This is a genomic window from Adlercreutzia sp. ZJ138 (assembly GCF_011038935.1).
Taxonomy (GTDB): domain Bacteria; phylum Actinomycetota; class Coriobacteriia; order Coriobacteriales; family Eggerthellaceae; genus ZJ141.
On record NZ_JAAKEA010000014.1, the window covers coordinates 12,224 to 34,730 of the forward strand.

The 22,507-nt window shown below is 56.8% G+C and carries 13 protein-coding genes; all 13 read right to left on the reverse strand.

Annotation, left to right across the window (positions count from 1 at the left end; genetic code table 11):
* Positions 1–2: 2 nt before the first annotated feature.
* Positions 3–1,898, reverse strand: coding sequence for a molecular chaperone DnaK (gene dnaK / locus G7Y43_RS06885; protein ID WP_165045414.1), 1,896 nt, complete (start codon positions 1,896–1,898; stop codon positions 3–5).
* Positions 1,899–2,145: 247 nt separating this feature from the next.
* A complete protein-coding gene (locus G7Y43_RS06890; RefSeq protein WP_165045416.1) occupies positions 2,146–2,334 on the reverse strand; it encodes a 4Fe-4S binding protein in 189 nt (62 codons plus the stop codon).
* A 132-nt stretch (positions 2,335–2,466) separates the two neighbouring features.
* A complete protein-coding gene (hypD, locus tag G7Y43_RS06895) occupies positions 2,467–3,585 on the reverse strand; it encodes a hydrogenase formation protein HypD (RefSeq protein WP_165045418.1) in 1,119 nt (372 codons plus the stop codon).
* The gene (locus G7Y43_RS06900; protein ID WP_165045420.1) at positions 3,585–3,821 is read right to left on the reverse strand and encodes a HypC/HybG/HupF family hydrogenase formation chaperone; all 237 of its coding nucleotides are present in this window, start codon (positions 3,819–3,821) and stop codon (positions 3,585–3,587) included. The genes hypD and G7Y43_RS06900 overlap by 1 nt, the downstream gene beginning before the upstream one ends.
* Before the next feature lie 59 nt (positions 3,822–3,880).
* Positions 3,881–6,715: a carbamoyltransferase HypF gene (locus G7Y43_RS06905; protein WP_165045422.1), complete on the reverse strand. Its 2,835-nt coding sequence runs from the start codon at positions 6,713–6,715 to the stop codon at positions 3,881–3,883.
* 68 nt (positions 6,716–6,783) lie between these two features.
* Positions 6,784–8,487 carry a glucose-6-phosphate isomerase gene (locus G7Y43_RS06910; RefSeq protein ID WP_165045424.1) on the reverse strand — a complete coding sequence of 568 codons (1,704 nt, stop codon included), beginning with the start codon at positions 8,485–8,487 and terminating at the stop codon, positions 6,784–6,786.
* Positions 8,488–8,640: 153 nt separating this feature from the next.
* Positions 8,641–9,354, reverse strand: a complete 714-nt coding sequence (locus tag G7Y43_RS06915) for a LytTR family DNA-binding domain-containing protein (RefSeq protein WP_165045425.1) — start codon at positions 9,352–9,354, stop codon at positions 8,641–8,643.
* Between the two features lie 182 nt (positions 9,355–9,536).
* Positions 9,537–10,442: a Fic family protein gene (locus G7Y43_RS06920; RefSeq protein WP_165045427.1), complete on the reverse strand. Its 906-nt coding sequence runs from the start codon at positions 10,440–10,442 to the stop codon at positions 9,537–9,539.
* A 136-nt stretch (positions 10,443–10,578) separates the two neighbouring features.
* Positions 10,579–13,143, reverse strand: coding sequence for a transglutaminase family protein (locus G7Y43_RS06925; RefSeq protein ID WP_165045429.1), 2,565 nt, complete (start codon positions 13,141–13,143; stop codon positions 10,579–10,581).
* Positions 13,121–14,278 carry a DUF58 domain-containing protein gene (locus G7Y43_RS06930; protein ID WP_165045431.1) on the reverse strand — a complete coding sequence of 386 codons (1,158 nt, stop codon included), beginning with the start codon at positions 14,276–14,278 and terminating at the stop codon, positions 13,121–13,123. The genes G7Y43_RS06925 and G7Y43_RS06930 overlap by 23 nt, the downstream gene beginning before the upstream one ends.
* 47 nt (positions 14,279–14,325) lie before the next feature.
* The gene (locus tag G7Y43_RS06935) at positions 14,326–15,276 is read right to left on the reverse strand and encodes a MoxR family ATPase (RefSeq protein WP_165045433.1); all 951 of its coding nucleotides are present in this window, start codon (positions 15,274–15,276) and stop codon (positions 14,326–14,328) included.
* Entirely contained in the window at positions 15,273–20,684 is a 5,412-nt protein-coding gene (locus G7Y43_RS06940) for a leucine-rich repeat domain-containing protein (RefSeq protein WP_165045435.1), read from the reverse strand. Before G7Y43_RS06940 ends, G7Y43_RS06935 begins: the two co-directional genes overlap by 4 nt.
* Complete coding sequence (locus G7Y43_RS06945; protein ID WP_165045437.1) at positions 20,677–22,425, reverse strand: ATP-binding protein; 1,749 nt, start codon at positions 22,423–22,425, stop codon at positions 20,677–20,679. The genes G7Y43_RS06940 and G7Y43_RS06945 overlap by 8 nt, the downstream gene beginning before the upstream one ends.
* Positions 22,426–22,507 lie beyond the last annotated feature (82 nt).

Below are 22,507 nucleotides of genomic sequence, written 5' to 3' on the forward strand. Positions count from 1 at the left end.
GCTTACTTCCCTTCCTTGTCATCGACTACTTCGTAGTCGGCTTCGATGGTGTCGTCGTTTTGAGCAGCACCCGCATCAGGTGCCTGGCCAGCTGCCTGCTCGGTGGAGTACACCACTTCGGCAAGCTTGTAGCCAGCCTGCTGCAGCTTCTCAGTGGCTGCCTTAATAGCCTCAGTGTCGGTACCCTCAAGCGCGGTGCGTGCCTCGGATATCGCTTGCTCAGCCTGGCTCTTCGCGTCAGCCGGAACCTTGTCGCCCAGCTCGGAGAGGGTCTGCTCGGTGGCGTTCACCAATGCGTCGGCATTGTTGCGCACCTCAACCTCTTCCTTGCGGCGCTTGTCTTCCTCGGCATGAGCCTCGGCGTCCTTCACCATGCGATCAACTTCGTCGTCGTTGAGCGCCGTGGAGCCCGAAATGGTGATCTGCTGCTGCTTGCCGGTGCCCAAATCCTTCGCCGACACATTCACGATACCGTTGGCGTCGATGTCGAACGTCACTTCGATCTGCGGAACGCCACGCCGTGCTGCCGGAATGCCGGTCAGCTGGAAGCGACCGAGCGTCTTATTGTCGTTGGCCATCTGACGCTCGCCTTGCAGTACGTGAATTTCAACGCTGGTCTGGTTATCGGCAGCAGTGGAGTAGATTTCGGTCTTGCGGGTGGGGATGGTGGTGTTGCGCTCGATCATGCGAGTCATAACGCCGCCCATGGTTTCAACACCCAGCGACAGCGGGGTAACATCCAGAAGCAGAATGTCCTTGAGATCACCAGACAGCACGCCGCCCTGCACGGCCGCACCCATGGCCACAACTTCGTCGGGGTTCACCGACATGTTCGGCGCCTTGCCCGTGATCTTCTTCACCAGCTCCTGCACGGCAGGCATACGAGTGGAGCCGCCGACCAGGATAACTTCATCGATGTTGCCCGCAGACAGGCCCGCATCGGACAACGCGCGCTCAACCGGCTTGCGGCAACGATCGAGCAGGTCCTTCGTGATACTTTCGAACTCCACGCGAGTAAGCGTGTAGTCAAGGTGCTGCGGAACGCCATCGATGGCGGTAATGAACGGCAGGTTGATGGTGGTCTGCGTGGTGGCGGACAGCTCCATCTTCGCCTTCTCGGCGGCTTCCTTCAAACGCTGCAGCGCCATCGGGTCCTGACGCAGGTCGGTGCCCTTGTCGGCCTTGAACTTGTCAGCCATCCAGTCGATGACGCGCTGATCCCAGTCGTCACCACCCAAGTGGTTGTCGCCAGCAGTGGAGGCCACCTCAAACACGCCGTCGCCCAGCTCCAGCACCGACACGTCGAACGTGCCGCCGCCCAGGTCGAACACGAGAATCTTCTCGTCCTTGTTTGTCTTGTCCAAGCCGTAGGCAAGTGCCGCTGCCGTAGGCTCGTTGATGATGCGCAGTACCTCGAGACCGGCGATCTTACCAGCATCCTTGGTGGCCTGGCGCTGAGCGTCGTTGAAGTACGCCGGCACGGTGATGACGGCCTGGGTGATGGTGGTGCCCAGTTGCTTCTCGGCATCGTTCTTCATCTTCTGCAGAACCATAGCGGAAATCTCTTCCGGCGTGTAATCCTTGCCGTCGATGTCAACAACCGCACGGCCACCGCTGCCCGACTTCACCTTGTAGCTGACGGTCTTCTGCTCTTCGGAGGTCTCGCTGAACGAACGGCCGATGAAACGCTTCACTGACGACACCGTATTGGTGGGGTTGGTAACCGCCTGGTTTTTTGCCTGCTTGCCAACCACACGCTCGCCGTCGGCGCGGAAGCCCTCAACCGACGGAGTGGTGCGATCGCCCTCGGCGTTCACCAGAATTTCGGGTTCGCTGCCCTCCATGACCGCCATGGCGGAGTTCGTCGTGCCCAAGTCGATGCCAAGAATCTTGCCCATTATTGTGTCCTTCCCTAAGAAGTTTATTACCTTGTTCGGCCGTGCAACGGGTGCGTTCTGTCGTTGCAACGAAATGCACTATAAAATCTTAGTGATGCAGTGTCAAGTTTTTTATCATAGCTTGTTGAAATTTTGTAATGTTGCCGTTATATGGCCACAAAAAACGGCTGCGCTCCGCCCGTGGCAGAAACGCAGCCGCTTTCAAAACGATTCAAACGACACAACGGTGCCGCGAACGTGATTCGCCTTAATCCTCCTGGATTTCGGGGATGGCGCCCATGGGGCACTCTTCGACGCAATCGCCGCAACCGATGCAGGAATCTTCGTTCACGACCTCAACAGTGCCGCCGGAAACTTCCAGAACGTCATTCGGACATGCGTCAACGCAAATACCGCAACCTACGCACTCATCGGCATCGATAATGGGACGGGGCATGGTGGCCTCCTTCTCGTCTTAGCTTCGCCCGGCACACAGCCGGATTCCTCTCAAAACTACTGGACGCAAGATACCATTATTGAAGGCGAATGCAAGAGAAATCGAGTGTTTTCCAGGGTTCGGCACAAAAGGTTAGTAGTAGCGGTAATAAGCGGCGCAACTACCCTCGCTGCTGACCATGCACGGACCCACAGGATTCTCGGGCGTACACGCCGTGCGGAACAGCGGGCACTCGTTTGGAGCCATGCGAGCGCGCAGCACATCCCCACACCGGCAACCCTTGGGATCGCGCGTTGGCTCGATTGCGGGATCGAACTTACGCACAGCGTCGAAGCACGCGTAACGATTGCGAATGCGGTAGCCCGACCCAGGAATGGAGCCTAAGCCGCGCCACGTGGTCTCGCAGGTTTCAAACACTTCTTCGATGGCAGCGAGCGCCACTGGGTTACCCTGCGGTTGCACGCCACGCGCGTAAGCTATCTCAATATCGGCGCGCCCCTCGTGCAGCTGACGCATAATCATGGCAATGCCCTGCAGCACGTCGACCGGCTCAAACCCTGTAATGACGCCGGGGATGCCGTAACGCTCAGCGAGGAATCGGTATGGGTCGGCCCCGATGATGGTGCTCACATGCCCTGGCAAGATAAGCGCATCAACCTGCAGCTGCGGGTCGTTGACAATGGCCTCCAACGCGCCGGGCATGTTCTTGTGAGCACCAAACACGCTGAAGTTGCGAAGTCCCAGCGCGTCGGCACGCTTGATAGCCATTGCTACAAGCGGCGTAGTAGTTTCGAACCCCACACCCACAAACACGACCTCACGACTCGGGTCGTCTTGAGCGAGACGCAACGCGTCAAGCGGGCTGTACACGATACGCACGTTTGCGCCCGAAGCTTGCTCGGCAAGCAGGCTCGAGGTGCTTCCCGGCACACGCGTCATATCGCCGAACGTGGCGATAGTGACGTTCGGCGTGCGAGCGAGCGCAATAACGGTGTCGATATCGCGGTTCGACGTGACACATACCGGACAACCCGGGCCTGAGGCCAAGCGTGTGCCTTTTGGCATAAGGTTGCGAATGCCGTTTCGAGCAATGGCTACAGTGTGTGTGCCGCACACTTCCATAAGGGTTGCGCCACATGCAGGCGCCAACTTGTCGATTGACTCGATGAGACCTTTCGCCAACCCTGGGTCTTTGAACGCCTCGAGTTCATCCTGAAACGTGTCAGAGGACGCTTTGTGCAATGCCGCCATCACAGCCCCTCCGCATCGACTAAGCCAGGGAATTGCCGAATGAGCTCGAGAGTGTCTAAAGCAAACGTTTCATCCACCACCTCGATAGCGAATCCGGCGTGAACGAGCACGTAGTCGCCTGTGGTCGCCTGCGGTGTTAGATCGAGCGAAATATCACGGGTAACACCCATGATGTCAACAGTAGCCAGGTTGTCGGCCTTCAACTCAACCACATGGGCGGGAATTGCCAAGCACATGTGAGGTTCCTTCTTTCATTTGCGGTAAGCGGGCGCAACGCTTGAAAATGCGTGCGTGCTTAGTGTTCTTTCGCGTTCAATGCTACCACAGCCTGCCCAAACGAAACGCACCCGTCGTTAGGCGGTAGATCGCGGTTGATGGCAACCGAGAAACCGGCCTGTTCAAGTTGTTCCAAAGCATGCTCAACTACGTAGCGATTCATGAACACGCCACCTGTTAGCGCCACCGTCTCGATGCCGTACACCGCGCGGCAAAGCTGCGCCACATCCACGATGGCATCCACAAATGCGTCGTGGAACCGTTGAGCAATAACGCCAACGGGAACGCCCGCCACAACGTCATCGAGTAGCGCTCGAAACGCTGGCTCAGGGTCGAGCAGCAACACCGAGGTGTCCTGTGCCGTGCTGTTCGATGATGCAACATTTTTCACAATGGTTATGGTTCCGGCGTTTCTGGTTCCGTCGGTCTGCCGACCGACGGAACTTGCCGACGCTGCGGTCGTGCAAGGTGCGCCATCTTGCACGACCTCGCTGACTGGTGTGGACCTGTGAGATTCGTTGCATTCCCGTTCGTATTCGTGTAGGGCAGCTTCCAGAAGGATTGCGGGTTCTCCTTCGTAGGTTGGCTCGGTACAAATTCCCAGAAGCGCACTTGCGGCGTCGAATAGGCGACCCACCGACGAGGTGAGTGGCGTATTGATGCCGGCGTCGATCATCTGCGCGCACACATCCGCTTGCTCGCCCAGCTGCTCGATCGCGCGCGCAGCACCCGGATGATCAAGCAGGTCAAACGCCCATAACACGCCGTATGCCATACGCAAGGGGTGGCGCACGGCCGCAGCACCGCCCGGCATAGGCACGTAGGCGAAGTTCGCGAAACGCTCGAAGGCGACCATATTAGCCACAAGCACTTCGCCACCCCAAATGCGCCCGTCTGCACCATAACCCGTACCGTCAAAGGCGATGCCGCACACAGCGTCGCGAATGCCATGCTCGCCTACAACCGACGCGATGTGCGCATGGTGGTGCTGCACCCGCACGATGCGTGTGCCAGGTTCTTGATCGGCTGCCCACTTTGACGACAGGTACTCAGGATGCAAATCGCACACCACCAGCGTAGGTTCCATGCGGAATAGCTGCTCGAAGCGCGCCTTCGCCGCAAGCCACGCATCGTAGGTTTCGACGTGTTCTAAGTCGCCGATGTGCTGTGACACGAACGCTTCCGCCTCGCGCTCACCATGCGTCGCCAGACGAGCCAGCGCGAACGTGCATTTCTGCTCGGGGCCCGTAGCGAACACAACAGATCCCTCCACGTGCGTTAACGAGGCGCAGGATGCGACATCTGCACAATTGGAAGCATCAGGCATGCGTTTGTCAGCAAAGCCTGTCTCTTCCGATGAACCGCCACAACACGCGCTGTCAACAGGACACACAATTGGCACGGGCGCGTAACCGCGAGCACGGCGAATCATCTGAATAGCCGTACCCGCGCTGCCCGCACGAATGACGCGCACCACTGAATCGTCAAAGCGCGTGCGAATGGCACGATTGTTTCCCAACACTGCATCAGCGATGCCCAGCAGACGATCGTAGGCATCAGTGTCGTCGATGACAATGGGTTCGTCGTGAATGTTTCCCGACGTCATTACCAACATAGGAGGGTTTTTCGCAACTTGCACTGGCGAAGCAGCACCGCCGACATACCCAACAGCCTTAGCACCCGCTGCGCCGCCAGCGCACCCGGCAGCAACCTGCTCGCAGAAATCGTGCAGCAGCAAATGCTGCACCGGCGTACACGGCAGCATCACGCCCAGTTCGGGAAGATCGCCAATAAGCCCCGGCACAAACGCAGCGTCCGGCAAACGCTTCAACAAAACAATAGGTCGCGCCGCACTTTCCATCACTTTGGCTTCCTCGGCGCTCACCTGGCACACCTGACGAACCGCCTGCACGTCGCGCATCATCACCGCAAACGCCTTGCCCTCACGCCGCTTGCGCTGGCGTAGCTGGGCGACCGCCTGCACGTTGTTCGCGTCACACACCAGATGAAAGCCTCCAAGCCCCTTTACCGCCACAATGCCGCCTGACGCAAGAAGCCGCGCTGCTCGAGCAAAGATGGCGTCGCTCTTCTCGCGACCACGCCCCCAAACAACGCGAACGTTCCCATCGCACGCGCGTTCGGCGTCGGCGCAGCTCCTATCGCAAACGCGTTCGACGTCGCTTTCAGAAAAGGGGATACCACCCGACACTGCATCCAACGCAACGTCGCCACAGGTCGCATCGCACATGCCTTCGATGACGGCGCAGTTCGAACTCTGCCACGCAAACGAAACACACGGTCCACAATCGAAACACGCATCGGGCTGCGCATGAAAACGGCGGTTCAATGGGTCGGCGTATTCGTGCGCGCACGGCCCGCACATGGGAAACACGCCCATCGACGTCTTCTCGCGATCGTACGGCAAACCGTCGATAATAGTGAATCGGGGCCCGCAGTTTGTGCAGTTAATAAACGGATAGCGGTAACGACGATCGGCAGGGTTAAACAGCTCAGATACGCAATCGTTGCACGTAGCCAGGTCGGGTGACACGAGCGTTGTCTCCTGCGTTTTTGCCTCGTCAGAGAAACGAATCTCGAACGTTTCGAAATCCTGCAGCGGAACCTCTTTCAGATCCACTTCCTCAACGTGTGCCGCCGCGGGTGGGTTCTCGTGCAATTCACACACGAATTCATCGAGCAGCTTCCCTTCCCCTTCCGCATGGATAAACACGCCATCCACTGCATTCAGTACCCATCCGTTGATCAGGTATCGTTTTGCCAAACGATAAACGAAGGGGCGGAAACCCACCCCTTGTACGATTCCTTTAACCTGAATGTCGAGCGCTTCGACCATAAGCCGCCTTTCGCTTCCAATCTGGTTTCTCATGCGTGCGGCGCGTGTGCCACAGCCACGCAGCCAGCCTATCGTTCTTGCAGCACGTCTTCCACAATGCTTGCCAGCAGACGCAGTGTTACGCCAGCATTGTCGGGAAGATGCAGGTGCACTACACGCCTGCCGCGCGCGGACAGCGTTGCCATGTCGCCTAACGCCTGCGCCTTCGCAAGGGCTCCCAAGCTGTCAGCTTCTTGACTGAGCGGGATATCATCGGGCTCGTCGGCCGACAAGATGAGGAACACACCGCAGTTCGGACCTCCTTTTTGCAGCTGCCCCGTGGAATGCAAGTAACGAGGACCTACCTCCAAGCACGACACTACGCCCTTCGCGCGGGCAACGCCATGACGGATGACCTCAAGCGCTTCACGACGACCTTCGCCCGTGAAGGGTAAAAACGCATTGATGGCGAAGAAATCGCCTGGCTTGATGCTGTCAAACAACGCTTTCAGCGCACCGCGCACGTCGGCTTGCCCTGCGAAGCACGGTGCCATGCGAACCTCTATTTGACCAAGCGGCACGTCGCCGTAAAAGCTCTGTGTGAAATCGGGATCGGGCTGGCCGTCGCGCAGGATATCCAGCACCACTGCTTTTGCCGATGCCACGTCGGGCTGATCGAACGGGCACACCCGCATCAGGTAGCCGCACATGGCCACAGCGTACTCCCACATGATGAAGTGCTCGGCGAGCTGCTCAACTGCATCAATCTGGTAATCCATGCGCGGGATGTCCGGCGACAGACACTCCAAGCTGCGGCGGAAGTCCCGTGTTTCGTCTGGCAGATCAGCTTTCGTCTCATACGTGACAACACCGCGATCGCCCGAGTCGGACGCCAGCAGCAGCGGATCAACCTCGATACTGGGAAGGATTCCCTTGCCTTCCTTGCCAACACTTTCGGCCACCAACTGTTCAATCCACAGCCCCAGCACCCGGCCGCGTGGCGGTGTGACGAACGAAAACTTGTTGCGCCCTGCCTCGTACCCTTCGTATAAAAACGCCGCCAGAGCGATAGCGGGGTTGTCAGCCACATCGGCGCTGCATCGCGCCTCGGCGGCGCGAGCATATTCCATAAACCGCTGCAGGTCGATGCCGACCAAGGCGGCTGGCAGCAACCCAAACACCGACAACGCCGAGAATCGGCCACCTACTGTAGGCTCTCCGGAAAACACGGCGAGCCAACCTTCGTCATGCGCAAGTTGTTCGAGTTTCGAACCCGGATCGGTAATGGCAACCAAGCGTTTCACCAGGTCGGCGTCGCTGATACGGTTGGCAAGCTGAGCGCGCACGGCGCGCAAGGCCAGGCGCGGTTCGATAGTGCCGCCGCTTTTCGATGACACAATGAACAGCGACGTGGCCGGATCAAGCTCCGACAGGATTTCACGTATACGCACGGGGGAATCGGAATCGAGTGTTTTGAACGCCACGTCCGACGAATCGGGCTTGTTGTACTTCGTGATGGTCATCGGCGCTTGGGTGGAGCCACCTTGCCCAATGAGCACCACGGTTTTCAATCCGCGTGCCCGCTCGGCATCGGCAAACGCCTGAATGCGGTCGATCGGGCAGGGCGGGTTCGTTGCCAAATCGGCCCATCCCATGAAATTGCGTGCGCACGAACACGCTTCTTCGGAGAAATCGTACAGCGAGGCGTCCTTGGCATGCAGGCGCGACGCAACACGATCTTCCACCAGCTGTTTTGCCGACGTGTACAACTTGCTCGCATCGATGGTTTGCATGATGTCTTCTTTCCTTCAGGATGGCCGGCTTACCGCCGACGTATCACTGATCACTGTGCGTACGACAGCTGCTTGCCGTTGCTTACCCCTGCGAGAACCGAACACAGCGCCTCGCGCGTTTCGTGCGCGACGCTGCCACCGGCGCAGGCGGCTTTACAGTCCCAACGCTTTTTTCAGCGCAGTCACGCGGCGGCGCGACACCGGAATCTGCTCGTCAACGCCATTCAGTGTAAGCAGCAGCGTGCCACCCGACACCGGCTCGACCTCTTCGACCATGGAAAGGTTCACCAGATAGCCGCGGTGCACGCGGAAGAACCCGTGTCCGTCGAGACGCTTTTCCAGTTGGGCTAAGCTGACCGTGGAGAAGAACCGATCGGTATCGGTTTGCAGATAGGCGTAATCGTCGCGCGCCATGACAAAGCGAATCTTGTCGATGCTGATGAGAATCTTCTTGCCCGCTTTCTCAACGGGAATGCGCTCCGATTTCTGGCTCTTCAGATGCAGCGCCACATGCTCGCGTACGCGAGAGATCGCTTGGGCCAGTCGGTCGGTTTCCACCGGCTTCACCAGATAGTCGATCGCGTTTACCTTGAAAGCGTCCAGCGCAAATTCGCTGTACGCCGTAACAAACACGACCGCCGGGGGAAACTTCAGGCGCATGAGGGCGTCGGCCAGCTGCAAACCAGTGGCCTCGGGCATGTTCACATCGAGGAACATGACGTCGCACGGATACTCTTTTAGCTTCTCGATGGCGTCGCGGACATTCGCAGCCTCGGCAACCACCTCAACTTGTCCCACCTCGTCAAGCAGGAAGCGCAGCTCAGAGCGCGCAGGAGCCTCGTCATCAACAATGATCGCCTTTAGCACGGTCCCCCACCTTTCTCACACGTGAAACCATTGCTGTAACAGAAGAGTCTAACACAGACCACCGCTTTCCACGCACCCGCGCGCAAAGCGACAAAAGGAAAACGCCCACTCTGACTCTTTCTCAAATGCCACATGCACGCTACCATAAGTATGCATGACGGCAGAACTTCCGTGCCTCACACTTAGCTAGGGCGGACCGATTGTTTATTGAGGGCCTTAGATGGGTTGATGTTGCGAATGAGACTCGGATTCTCAAAAAGAGCCGTGCAGATCAAATCTTCGCGGTTGAGACGCTTATTCGCGCGTCCCAGCGCGTTCTCGTAGAAGGCCACCAGAAACGATTCATCGGGAAAAATGCCGGCTGCCACATTGCGGTACATAGCGCGCACAAGGGCGTCGCGAAAATAGCGGGCGTTGCTTGCGAAGGGCTCGTTTGACACGTTGAACCCCAGGTGATTAAGGTAGAGTTCCGAGAACACCGCTACTGTGCGAGTATTTCCCTCAAAGAAGGGATGAATCTGCCAGAGAAACGCTAGGAAGTGACAGAAGTCAGCAAGCTCGTCGCCCTCTAAGGAAGTATAGAGCTTTCCTTGCTCTGTGGTAAAGGCTCCTTTGAGTGCCATGTCGTAAGCCAGCGGATCGGCATACAGCACGCTGTCGCCATTCAGGATATCCTCCTGCTTCACCATGCGCTCGGACTTGAACTCACCAGGGTGGTACACCTTAACATCGAGGTCTTGAAACAGATAGCGATGCACTTTTACCAGCATCTCCGGCACAAGATAGAAAGGCGCCGCCGCCAAAAGCTCGGCAATGCGCTGAGCCACCAGGTCGGCCTCACGCGTGTCGGCATGGGCATCGTTGCGGGCGGTATCACCGTGATACACACGCACGAGCTGCCCCGTTTCCTCTAAAGTGCGCCCACCGTTCACGTAGTCGGCCGCCATCTTCTGCACATAAGGGGAAACCTCCAGGCCGTCAACGCGCTGCAATCCGATAGCTACGGCCCAGTAATGACGCCGCGCAGCCATAGACTCGTGCGAACGCGCCGGCTCATATGCGAAGTTGTCCAAGCCCTCAGCTGTCAAAAGCCCATCGCCTCTCTTAGGAACCCAACGGGTTCACCTTATCACGAAACGCCTTCGATCTCGGATGGTTTTCGAGAACGCGAACGCTCCTCCGTCCCCCGTTCACGTCCGTCCCCTGTTCACGCCCTCTCGTAGCTTATGCCGTAACGAGATGCAGGGGAATGAGATAGAGGCCAATGTAGCGATACGCGATGCGACGCGAAACCGACGCACGCTCCCAATTGCCAGCTTCGAGCTTTTCCAGCAGGCTTTCCACGATACTTACCTCAAATTCACCGAGCGGAATTTGCCCATAGCGCTCGCGTTCCATAAGCGAAAGCGCACGATCACATTCGAAAGCGTGCACCTCGGGGTGAGCCTTCGCGAGCGCGCCAACACACGAGTGCGGATCGAGCTCATTCACATGCACACCCGCATCACTGATAAGATCGCGCAACCGCCCATACAACAGCACCGAACCCTCGCCGCATGCAACTGCACGGCGCAGGCGGCGCGAGCGCCACCCCAAACGAACAAGCCGCTGTAGCTCAGCCGCACCCATAATGATGAACGCCATCAGCATAAACAACAGCGCCAAACCAAGCCATGCGAAGGGGCGCAGCTCTTCGGGCAACATGTCGGTCCAATCCGGCGTTTCTGCAACCGTTCCCACATTTGAATCGTCGCTTGCGCCGCCTGCAACCTCACGCGCTATTTCGACAACTTCGTCAGCCGCATACACGCGATCGTAGAAGCCCGGCGTCACCTCAACCGGCATCCAGCCGGCACCGTCAACGTATACCTCAACCCATGCATGCGCGTTGCTTTCATTGAGCGTGCATGAGCTTTCGCCCGCTTCTCGCATGTGCTCGAACGTTTCTTCATCAAGCAGGTAGCCTTCCACATAACGAGCTGGCACGCCCACCTGGCGAAATGCAAGCACCGCCGCACTCGCAAACGCAGCCGAGTTGCCTTCGCGGGCATCCTCCAAAAACCACGCTACGTAATCGTTTGAGACGGTGCCGGTGCCTGCAGCGGCTACGGCGCCCTCAGCATTTGCAGCGTTTGCGGTGTTCGCGGCGCCCTCATTCGCTATCCCGGTCGGCGAATTGCTGCCGACGCCCGCTTCAGCGCTTGCGGCATGCGCACCTTCGAACCGCACGCCCTGCGCGTTGTAATCGCAGCTTACATCGAGCAACGTACGAATGCGCGTAACCGTGGAATACAACGTGCTTTCATCGACATTCCACGTGTCATCCTCGAAGAAGAACCGCTCGATTACCGTCGCAGTGTCGCTGGGAACGTCGAGATATCGGTCGTACACGAAGGAACGGTACGCCAACTCGCTTCGCAGGAAGTTTCGCTCGCGGGCAGACAAGTCTTCGCCGTTTGCATCGCCTTGATCTACAGCAACGCCCGCATCGGGGCCCGTTTCCGAACCAAGTGAGGCCGCCTGCTCGTACACCCAATCGCCCGGAACCATCGTTTCGGCCATTGGCGCCCCTGTAACCACATCAAACGTGCTGCTTTCGTTGCCGCGCACTTCTCCGTTAGTGCGATACAGATCGAGCAACGATTCCGCACCGTCCGATGTCGCAGCGGCCGGAGCGTATGCGTAGCGACGATAGGCCCCCGGCGCATCAACTGTTACCGACAGCGTTTCGGTAGCATTGCCGTTTTCCTCGTCGTCAAGCGAGCGATACGCCGAATATTGGGAAAGTGTGTTGAACCCTTCGGCATCAAGCCACGTGAACAAGCCCGTCCATTCGCCTTCATACTGGTCGGGTTTCATGCGGTTAAATGCGTCCCCCGTGTATTCAACCCCTGCAAACCCGCGAAGGTACAGCGGCGCGGCGTTACTTGCGGCCTCTTCATCGGCAAACGTCACCCGAAGACGATCGGTTTCCCCTTCTTCAGGAACCGCACTCATCCGATGTGCACTCGCAAGATCGCCCTGAGGCAACGTGTCCGACCCAAAGCGGAACTCATCGACGGTAGCCAGCGCATTGCCTTTTGCATCGCGCAGCTGGGTGTTTCCCTCGTATCCCGCGCATGCAAGCAACGACACTCCCACAATAACAGCAAGCGTCACGGCAAATGCGGGAACAGCACGCAGCGAAGCGGCGTCACGTCGGGCATAGCAGCTTCCCAACAGCGCACCACCAAGAAGCAAGCACGCAAACGAAGCGGGAAGTATCGTCTGGAAGAACAGGCCGCACACGATGAAGGTAATCGGAATAAGCCGTGCTGCGATCATAGACCGACTCAAACATATGGCATGCACTACCAAGCCAACCACAAGCCCCGTGAACAGCGCAAACATAAGAGCAGCACCATCGGATGGGGCCGACACTGCAAAATGAAGCACGTAGCCGTCGAACTGGGCATTCCACGCATCAATGAACGTGTTCGTCACATTGGCAGCCGTTGCGCGCAGGGGGGCAACTCCTACAACAAGCATTGCTGCCAACGCAGCCATCACAAGCCCTAGCGCTATGCCGTAAGCTGCACGCGAAGAATATCGCGTCGCAGCCAACAGAGCAGTTGAGAGCGCTGCTGCCACAGCACCGCATGCGACGATGGCTACAGGCCACGGCGCCACCAGCACGGCAAGCGCCATACCTGCAGCAAGTAACATAGCAGCAACCGTCTCAAACCCGCGCACGCGGCGAGGGGAAGTAGCGGCGCTGCGAGACTCGTTAAAGCGAGATGCGATGCCCATGATCGGCCAACCCCCTCGCCTGGAATGTGAACAACGCATAGCGCTCGCTGACCGACCCCGAAGCCGCTCCCTCTTCGTCGGCAGAAATAACCACAACGGTCAAATCGACCGTCTGCGCAAGGGTAGCCCATGCGGCCTCGTCGTAGAAGCACGTCACCAAAACAACCTTCGTAAAACGATCGGCAAGCGACGCATCCGCTAACACCTGCGACACCTCATGCGCCGAAGGCGTTAAGGGTGTTGCCAGTAACGCATCGGCAAATGCGGCGCGAGATGCTTCGTCATCAACCATATGAAAGCTGGCCTGCTGCTCATACATAACCCCCGCGTCGTGAAACACGCCCACACGCAACAGAGCCGCAGACAGCGACAACACCATGGAGGCAACGCCATTACACACGTCATCAGACGCTTCCTTGCAGCCGCATGACAGCAGCGCCACTTCGTAATCGGCAGGCCGCGAAAACTGTCGCGCGATCAACGAATCAAACTTACTCGACAGCTTCCAGTGAACACTGGCCATAGAGTCGCCGGGAACATATTCGCGCACATCGAATACCTCACCTACATCGTGCCCGCTCTTCGAGTTGTCGAACGAATCGCCAAACATGTGAGCCTGAGGCGTTTGCGAAAGCAGAACCTCAGTTTGCAGCTGAGCGGGACGCAGCACACTCTCATAGTTCGCATCAAGCGAAAGGCGCGCGCAGAACAACCGGAGCGGATCAACCAAACGCACCGAATCTGTCGAAATGAGCACACGCCCATAGCGCTGTTCAAGCACGGGCAAATCACAGGTGCGGCACCGTGTGCTCAACGCCGCTTCGACGGTGTGGTCTTCCACCGTAGCAAACACGCTGTTCTCAACGCGCACGGAAAGCATCGCAACAGCAAGACAGAACGGCAGCCCACGAACAAGACGAAGGCGAACAGCGCAATGTTCGCCCAACTGATAGGACGGTTCAACATCAAGCGTCACGCGGGTAAGTGCCGCAGCAAGCCGCACCTGTGCGAACAAAACCACCGGCACAGCAACCGACACCAGCAGAAATGCAAGTGACAAGGCGCTGTTCGCCCAGAAATGCAGCACTGCGGCTATCAGGATGAAAGATGCGGATGCGATGCGGCTTTTCAGCATAATGAAATGTTCGCGCTCCTCGCGTTTCGTGCGGCGTGACGCGCCCGCTACCAGCGCACCGCGGAACCAAGCGTGGGTGCGGGCACGACAGCAATCACTTCGTCAAGCACATCAGAGGCACTCACGCCATCAATACGCGCTTGCGGGCGCATAGTCATACGGTGTGCGCACACATCTTTGAATACGGAAAGCACGTCTTCAGGCGTTACATAGTCGCGGTCAGATAGCACAGCCGAAGCACGCGACATGCGCACGAGTGTTAGCACGCCGCGCGGGCTTACACCTAGCTGCACCAGCGGCATGGTGCGCGTTGTTTCGCACAGACGCACCATGTAGTCCATAATCTCGCGCGACACACGAATCGTGGTCAGATAGTGCTGAATCATGAATAGGTCGTCGCGCGTTGCCACCTCGTGCACGTCATCGAGCGGAGTTGTTTGCAGCTGATCTTCGATCATGCGAATTTGCATATCGTGACTCGGATACCCAATGGAAAGCTGAATCATGAAGCGGTCGAGCTGCGAGTCGGGCAGCGGCTGCGTACCTGCCGAGCCCATGGGGTTTTGCGTAGCAATAACGATGAAGGGCTTCGGAATGTGATGCGTAACACCATCCACGGTAACGCACTGTTCCTCCATCACCTCAAGCAACGCCGCCTGCGTCTTTGCCGAAGTACGGTTGATCTCGTCTGCGAGCAGCATGTTGCAACCGACCGCGCCCATTTTGAACTCGAATGCGCCGGTTTGTTTGTTGTACATGCTGAAGCCCGTAATGTCAGACGGCATGGTGTCGGGCGTGAATTGCACACGACGGAAATCGAGCCCCAACGCGCGTGAGAACGCCAGCGCCAATGTGGTCTTACCCACACCCGGCGTGTCCTCGAGCAACACGTGTCCGCCTGCGTAAATGGCCATGAGCACCTTGCGGATCACGTCATCTTTGCCCACGATGGCCTTGCTCACCTCGCGGATGATCTGCTCGCTCTTTTTGATGATCATGCGGTTTCCCCCTTGGAGCTTGTTGCGCCATCCGAATCGTTCACAGTATTGATGCCGTTTGCGCCGACTACCGCAGCAGCGGCGCCACCACCAGCACCTTCAGCACCGGCACCGACAGCACCCTCAGTGGAGCCAGTCGCAGTGCCAGTACCACCAGCACCCCTGGTGGCGTCCGCCGCACCATTTCCTGTGCCAGCGGCAGTGCCGTCAGAAGCAGTAGCGCCACCAGTACCGGCAGTATCATTGGATCCGTCATCGGCACCTTCAGCACCAGCTTGTGCGACATCTTTGGCGTCCGCGGTATCCGCGGCGCTTTCCGAAGCGACAGCAGCTTCTGCAGCTTCTGCTGCTTCTGCTGCGTCAGTAACGCTTGCGGATGTCTCTTGTCCGGGCTGCTCGAGCACAAAACCGTCACGCATGTTTGCGAATGCACCCTCCCCCATTTCGGGGTTCGACTGAAGCTTCACTTTCGACAAGCCAATACAACCATCAAACGCATGCGAACCAATAAATTTCAGCGTAGGTGCAAGCGTCATGGTGTCTAGACGCGGATTGCCAGAGCCTTTTTGCGTATGAGTAATAGCACCCTTGAACGCATTCGCACCAATGTATTCCAGGTTCGTGTACTTCTCTAGTGACCACGCGCCGGCTCCTTTCTCATTCGGACCCGTTAGCTCCAGTGAGATACATCCCTCAAACGCACTTTCACCGATAGTCTTTAACCCAGCAAACGCCGCATCTGTACCACCCGTACGCCACAGCCTCGAACAGCCCTTGAAGCAGTCTTTTGGAATTTCTTCAAGTCCGCTGTAGATACTTGCCGTCAAAAGATTGTCGCAGTTTGCAAAACATGCCTCACCGAGCGTTGTTACATTAGGCGGAATGGTCGAGCCCGTAAGGTTGTCACAGTTGTAGAACGCTTGAGCGCCGATGGATTCCAACGCCGTGTACTTCGACGAAAGCGGAAACTTGCTCAACCCCACATCCATAAACGCACGATCACCAATAACTCGTAACTTGTTTCGGAATGTTGCCGTTACGCCGATCTGACTCAGGCTCGTGCAATCACGGAATGCTTCCTCTTCAATCGTATCAACAGCAACATAGAAGTGCACGGTATTCAGGGATGCACAGCCCGCGAACGCACGTGGTCCGATGCTCGTTACATGGTCTTTCGCAGACGACCCGCCCACGCGCACCGTTTTGAGGTTTTCACAGCCAGCAAACACGCTGTCGCCCCATGAATCTATGGTTCCATTAAGTTGGACATCCTTCAGACCAGAGCAACCCGCGAACGCACGGTCACCCAACGAAATGGACGCGCCGAACTCATATTGGATTCTCTCGATCTTGTCGCAACCTTCAAATGCCTCAGGTGCAATAGCTTCTACGCTATCGGCGATCATCACCGTGCCGGACACATTCGGCATGGCGTCGGTTATAATCCAACCATCTTCGCTTGCCTGATATGTGATGCCGCGCAGTTTCTCCACGTTGTCACTACGTACCTCCAACACCGAAAGTGCATAGCCATCTCCATACTCAGGATCGAGCACAGCGCTATATTTCTCCAGGTAACCTGCGTATGATTGCTCATTTGGAACCCAAATAGACAGATACTCGGGCGGATTGGAGCCAAGCACCGACGTACCGAGAATCGTGGGGTTTTCGGCAGCAAGCTCGATAATGGACAATTCAGGACAGTCCGCAAAACACCGTTCGGAAACTTCAGTCAGCGCGACTGGCATTGTAATGCGCAGAAGGCCTGAACAGCCCTCGAACGCACGATTACCTAAATACGACAGGTTCGGATAGCCAGAAAGATCAAGACGCTCAAGCGCAACGCATCGAGAAAACGCGCAAGCACCTATCACCTCAAGCGCCTTTTTCTGGCTTTCACTCACGTCGAGATGAGCCAAGCTCACGCACCCGTAAAAGCAATAGCGTCCGATAGTCTCTAACGACCCTGTCGCGTGCAACGTATCGAGCGCCACGCAATCGCGGAATGCCTCTTCGCCAAGCTCAGTCAGAGACGCAGGCAGCACAGCTTCTTTCAATGAGGGACATCCCATAAATGCCTGAACGCCCACATGCTCGAGCGCGGGCAATTCGAGCTTACGGTTCTTATCGTAACCAAACGACAAACAATAAGCGAACGCTCTGTCTCCTATCCATGTAAGCTCATCAAGATCAAGCGCATCCTCGTAGACAGTCTTACCATCAGACGAGAACCGTTTTACTGCACCTTTGAGAACCCCTAGGCTCTCGCAATGGTAGAAACACTCGTCACCCACAGACATCACGCTCGGCGCGTCAATATAAGCCAACGCCGTGCAGTGCGAGAACGTGCGTGCGTCGAGCGCGGTCAAACCATGCGCTGTAAAGCTCGAAAGAGACGAACAATTGACAAACGCTCCGCTTCCCAGCTTCAAAACGGAATCAGGTAACGAGACAGCTTTCAGCGCCGTGCAGTCAGCAAACACTTCCTCACCAATAGAAGCAAGGGCACTAAACTCAGAGAAGTCAGCTTGCTCAGCCGTGAGACAATTCGCAAAACAGCGGGCACCCACGGAAACAAGCGTCTCAGGCGTCTCAAACCTAACAACGTCGTCAAGCGACGAGCATCCCTTGAATGCTTCGTCGCCTAAATGCATCGTATTTGCGCGCACCGTCACGTTTGTAGTATCGGTGGGAACATTGACCAGTGTGAGTACATCACCCGGCTCCACAGCGTAAACCAATCCGGTTTGAGAATCGTAATCGTACGCTACCCCATTACCCGACTGACAAAGCACAGCATCCCCGACGCTGGGAAGCTCCCGCAGCGCACTGTCAATGACAACTGTCTCAAGATTCTCGCAGCCCGCGAAAGCATCAGCGGCCACAGTTTTTACTAACGAAGGCAGATGTACGATTTCAAGAGAGTCGCACCCCGAAAAAGCACCAGAGGTAACTTCCACCGTACGCTCATCAGGTTCAAAGAACGTCTGACCAACGTCCTGCACCTCGACAAGCCGCAGCTCCGAAGCATCGGCATCGAGCGTCTGGTACAGCGCGTTATTGATGCGCAAGAACTTACTTTCAAACGGCTTGAGCAACTTGCTCGCAGCATCGCGCCCAAGTACATCGCTCCAAGCGTCTAAATACTCGTCGTAGAGAGCATCCGGAACAAAAACTGTAACGTCAGGGATTTCTTCACCGCCAAACGCGTCTGCGTCGACAGAAACCACCTTGGATCCCGGCAACACAACACGACTCACTCCACCTAAACCAGCAAGACTACCCTGTCGCAGCTCTCTCATGCTTTCAGGAGCCACCACTTCACGCAAATCAGACGCCGTGGCAAATGCGCCAGCACCGATGGCGGTTATGCCATCAGGTATAAAAAAGCTCTTCTGAGACTCAAACGGCACACCTGCAAGCACAGTGGGCTCATCCGACAAAACGACAACGCCTCGATTCTTGTCATAAACATACGTACCCGGCTTGACGCCGCCCTGATCTGCTGTATCACGCACGCCAACCCACAAACCATCAGCACCGCCAAGGGATTCCACCCACCGCTTACACAACGCGTCATATTCCGAGGCCGCAACGAATATATCACCCACATAACCCGACTGAGCCACACCTGCAACAGGTGAATCTCCCTCAAAGCTCAGCGAGCCAATACGAGAACTCTCGAGGCAACCTTCTTCAAACGTGGTTACATTTGAAGGAACAATAACCTCGTCCATGTCGCATTTCACGAAGGCATCAGATGCCACCGTTGTCACGTCCACGTACCAGGATCCGTCTCCTCTATTCATGTCCTCATGTGCAGGCGGCACGTAGAGCAGATGTGTACCATCAGCGCTGTACAGCACACCGTACAGCGCACCGTACGTTTGGGTATTACCCGAAACTCTGATAGATTCGAGCTTAGGAAGGCACCGGGCAATGCTTTCGAAATCGATATCCAGCACGCTTTCGGGTATAACTAAGCTCGTTGCGCTCTCATTCACCTGTTCAAGCGCTATCTTGGTAACACCAGCGGGCACTCTGACTTCCGTATTTTTGCCGCTGTAGCCTACAAGAACCTGGTCCCCCAGAAAGCCGTTGTCTTCGGTACCCTCCACACGAACAACCTTATAGTCGGCAGGAACCGGCTCGACCACAGCAACAAGGCTATGCGTTGTTGACTGACCATCAACCGCATTGTAAACGTAGATAAGCGGAGGATCATCCCTTTTGTCGAGCTCACGAAAACCCGCAACTAGGGAGGTCAGACGCTCATCGGGCGCCGCATCGAGCTGATCGAGGAACTTCACGGCTTGGTAACTAGAGGTTCCCAACGTAGTAAAGGCATTTTCCACGTCCGCACTGCCCAAAACCGTAATCATGAATCGCTGAGCGTCAGAGAAGTCCGTAAAGAAGCCACCCACAACATCGTGCGGAACGGCCTCGCTCTGAATTATCTTAGCGGCATGAGTCATCGACTCATTCAAGAGACCCGGCTCATCAGGTGGGAACTTGGGGGCGTATTCTTTAATCATGTCACCCTGCTTAACCTCAGCGCAAAAGGCAACGTCGAGACGCTTACCCATGACCGTGAACGGCTGAGCTACGCTGATCCCTTCGAAGGAAAAGGTCACGTCGTGCTGCCCCGCATCCCATGTGGGTGACAGAAATGCCGTGTAACCACCGTCGCCGTAAGGAAGCTCGACTTTGTGCTGGGTTCCATCGGGCCGACGATAAACTGCTTCAACCTTGACGCCATCCGAGTTGTAACTTTCTCCCTTGGCAAACGACCAGGGCTGCGGCACCGTTACCTCAATATCTACCAACGTGCCATGCTCCGGATCCACGTAAGCGGGTCTGTCAGGGAGCTGACCCGCTTGATAGTCGGTTATCGGGGGCGCGCTTGGGCCGCCGGGATTGCCACCTTCGCCGCCTTCGCCGGCACCGCCTGGGCCACTGGGGGTGTTGTCTCCACCGTTTCCGGCATTGCCCTGACCGCCGTGGACGCCGCCACCGTCACCTTCCACAACAGTGGTGTCGCTTCCAACCCGCGTACTGGTGTCGGTTTGCACCGTACTACCCGCGAGCGAAGCAGACGTATCGTCTGTCGCGTCTTCGTCGGAAGCAAGCATATCGTTTGTTGAATCATTCGCGCCTTCTGCATCGTCTTCGTTGTCGTGAATGCGATTGTCGGACTCGTCAACTTCACCCACCTGATACGACACCGAGCCAAAAACGCGATCGTCTTTGTAGACGTTCTTCGCCCAAGCCATTTCGTCAAAAAAGCCCGGGCTGAACGTTCCCGACAACAGCACGTAACCCAGCATGCCCACAAGCGCCAACCCTGCCGTAGCTCCGGCAAATTGGGTGGCGTGTTTCGAAATGTAATCAAAAACCGTCTTAAACATGCGAGTACCCCCTTTGCATGCTCACGGCAAGCTCTGCATTAATAAGGTGTTCAAGTTGCTCGAATTCCACCGGCTTCGAGATGTGGCCATCCATTCCCACTTCACGCGAATGCCGCTTGTCTTCCGTGTAAGCATCGGCCGACAACGCAAAAATGGGCGTGGTCTGCGCATCGGGGCGCTCAAGTGCGCGGATATGCTGCGCGGCTTCCCAGCCATTGCGATTGGGCATTTGTACGTCCATCAGCACAACGTCGAAGTGGTTCAGCTCGCTGTGTTCGAACATTTCGCACACGATCACGCCGTCGCTCGCGTGCTCCACGTGCGCGCCCAGCTCTTCTAACATGTCGATAGCAATGCTGGCGTTGAGCATGTTGTCTTCAGCAAGCAAAATGGTGCTGCCTGCCAGCTTGAACTGGCCATCATCAACAACGGGCGCACCGCCCAGCGATGAGCCGCCCGCTTCCAGATATTCTTCCACCTCTTCATCGGAAGCAATGGGCAAACCCAAGTGTATTTCGAAGGTTGTACCCACGCCCACCTCGGACTCTACAGAAATTTGCCCGCCCATCAGGCGCGTCAGCTGATCAGAAATAGCCATGCCCAACCCCGTGCCACCAAAGCGCCGCGAAATGGAGCGGTCTTCTTGCGAGAAGGGATTGAAAAGGTCGGCCAGAAATTCCGGCGACATGCCTTTTCCTGTGTCGGATTCCACAATTACCACGTGAAGGACGCCGTCTATCTGCTGCATCAACCGCAACGACAGCGAAATGGTGCCCCCGGGGTTCGTGAATTTGTGCGAGTTCGAAATGAGATTGGTGACAACCTGCGTAAGTCGCAGCTCGTCTCCCAAAACATATGGCGTGGGGAGATTATCTACGCTTGTTTCGAAGGTGATGCCCTTTGAGGCTATCATTTCGCCGAACAGGTTCTGCTCGGACCGAATGATATTAGTTATGTCGAAGCAACGCTGCTCTACCTCGAGCTTGCCGTTGTCGATCTTGGAAATATCAAGCACGTCGTTGATTACCGACAACAAGTACTTCAGCAGTTCATCGGCCTGGGAAAGGTAGCCCTGCATTCGCTCGGTGTCGTCGATGTGCAGCTTAGCAAGAGACAACGTTCCCATGATGCCGTTCATAGGCGTGCGAATTTCGTGGCTCATGTTGGACAGGAACATGAGTTTAGCCCGCTCGCCCAGCTCAGCGCGCTCGCATTGCTCAATCAAATCGCGCTGAACGTTGTGTTGCGCGGTGATGTCGCGCACCGACAACAGCACCTTATTATCGCCGCATGGAGCGATGCGCAACGTTGCCCACCGCGTATCATCAGGGTTTTCGGAAACGACATGCTCCAGCGCTTTGTTGGCGAAGGCGAATTCCATTTCGAAGGGCTCGCGCTTATCCCATTCCGCAATTCCCTCACGAAGATCAAGCAGCGAGTCGTGCGCAATAACGCGACCAAGCGCCTGCACGTCGGATTCTAGCTCGCGAGAGGACACACCCAGAATGCGATCGACGCCAGCCACATGACACACGCGATGAGCTGCGGTATCGTACAGAATGAGCGCTTGGTCGGCCGCGCGATCAACAGCCATGTCGAACGCGCCACCATGGGCAATAACACGCTTGGTCATGCCCGAACGGCGAATAAGAGCAAGCACAGCGAAAAGCAGCACCGCAGACAGCACGAGCGCCACAACGCCACACACAAAGAGCGCGTTGTTCTGAAGCGCCTCGAGCATCGTGTCCCCCTCTTCACCGAATATGTTAACTACCAGTAATTCGTGCGATTAATCTGCAAATACGAGACAAATAAGCCCTCTC

Excerpts from the sequence above, each read along its gene's own strand:
- G7Y43_RS06890 (WP_165045416.1), bottom strand. The coding sequence starts at position 2,334 with ATGCCCCGTCCCATTATCGATGCCGATGAGTGCGTAGGTTGCGGTATT.
- G7Y43_RS06910 (WP_165045424.1), bottom strand. The coding sequence starts at position 8,487 with ATGCAAACCATCGATGCGAGCAAGTTGTACACGTCGGCAAAACAGCTG.
- dnaK (WP_165045414.1), bottom strand. The coding sequence starts at position 1,898 with ATGGGCAAGATTCTTGGCATCGACTTGGGCACGACGAACTCCGCCATG.
- G7Y43_RS06900 (WP_165045420.1), bottom strand. The coding sequence starts at position 3,821 with ATGTGCTTGGCAATTCCCGCCCATGTGGTTGAGTTGAAGGCCGACAAC.
- G7Y43_RS06935 (WP_165045433.1), bottom strand. The coding sequence starts at position 15,276 with ATGATCATCAAAAAGAGCGAGCAGATCATCCGCGAGGTGAGCAAGGCC.
- G7Y43_RS06930 (WP_165045431.1), bottom strand. The coding sequence starts at position 14,278 with ATGCTGAAAAGCCGCATCGCATCCGCATCTTTCATCCTGATAGCCGCA.
- hypD (WP_165045418.1), bottom strand. The coding sequence starts at position 3,585 with ATGGCGGCATTGCACAAAGCGTCCTCTGACACGTTTCAGGATGAACTC.
- G7Y43_RS06905 (WP_165045422.1), bottom strand. The coding sequence starts at position 6,715 with ATGGTCGAAGCGCTCGACATTCAGGTTAAAGGAATCGTACAAGGGGTG.
- G7Y43_RS06940 (WP_165045435.1), bottom strand. The coding sequence starts at position 20,684 with ATGTTTAAGACGGTTTTTGATTACATTTCGAAACACGCCACCCAATTT.
- G7Y43_RS06945 (WP_165045437.1), bottom strand. The coding sequence starts at position 22,425 with ATGCTCGAGGCGCTTCAGAACAACGCGCTCTTTGTGTGTGGCGTTGTG.
- G7Y43_RS06925 (WP_165045429.1), bottom strand. The coding sequence starts at position 13,143 with ATGGGCATCGCATCTCGCTTTAACGAGTCTCGCAGCGCCGCTACTTCC.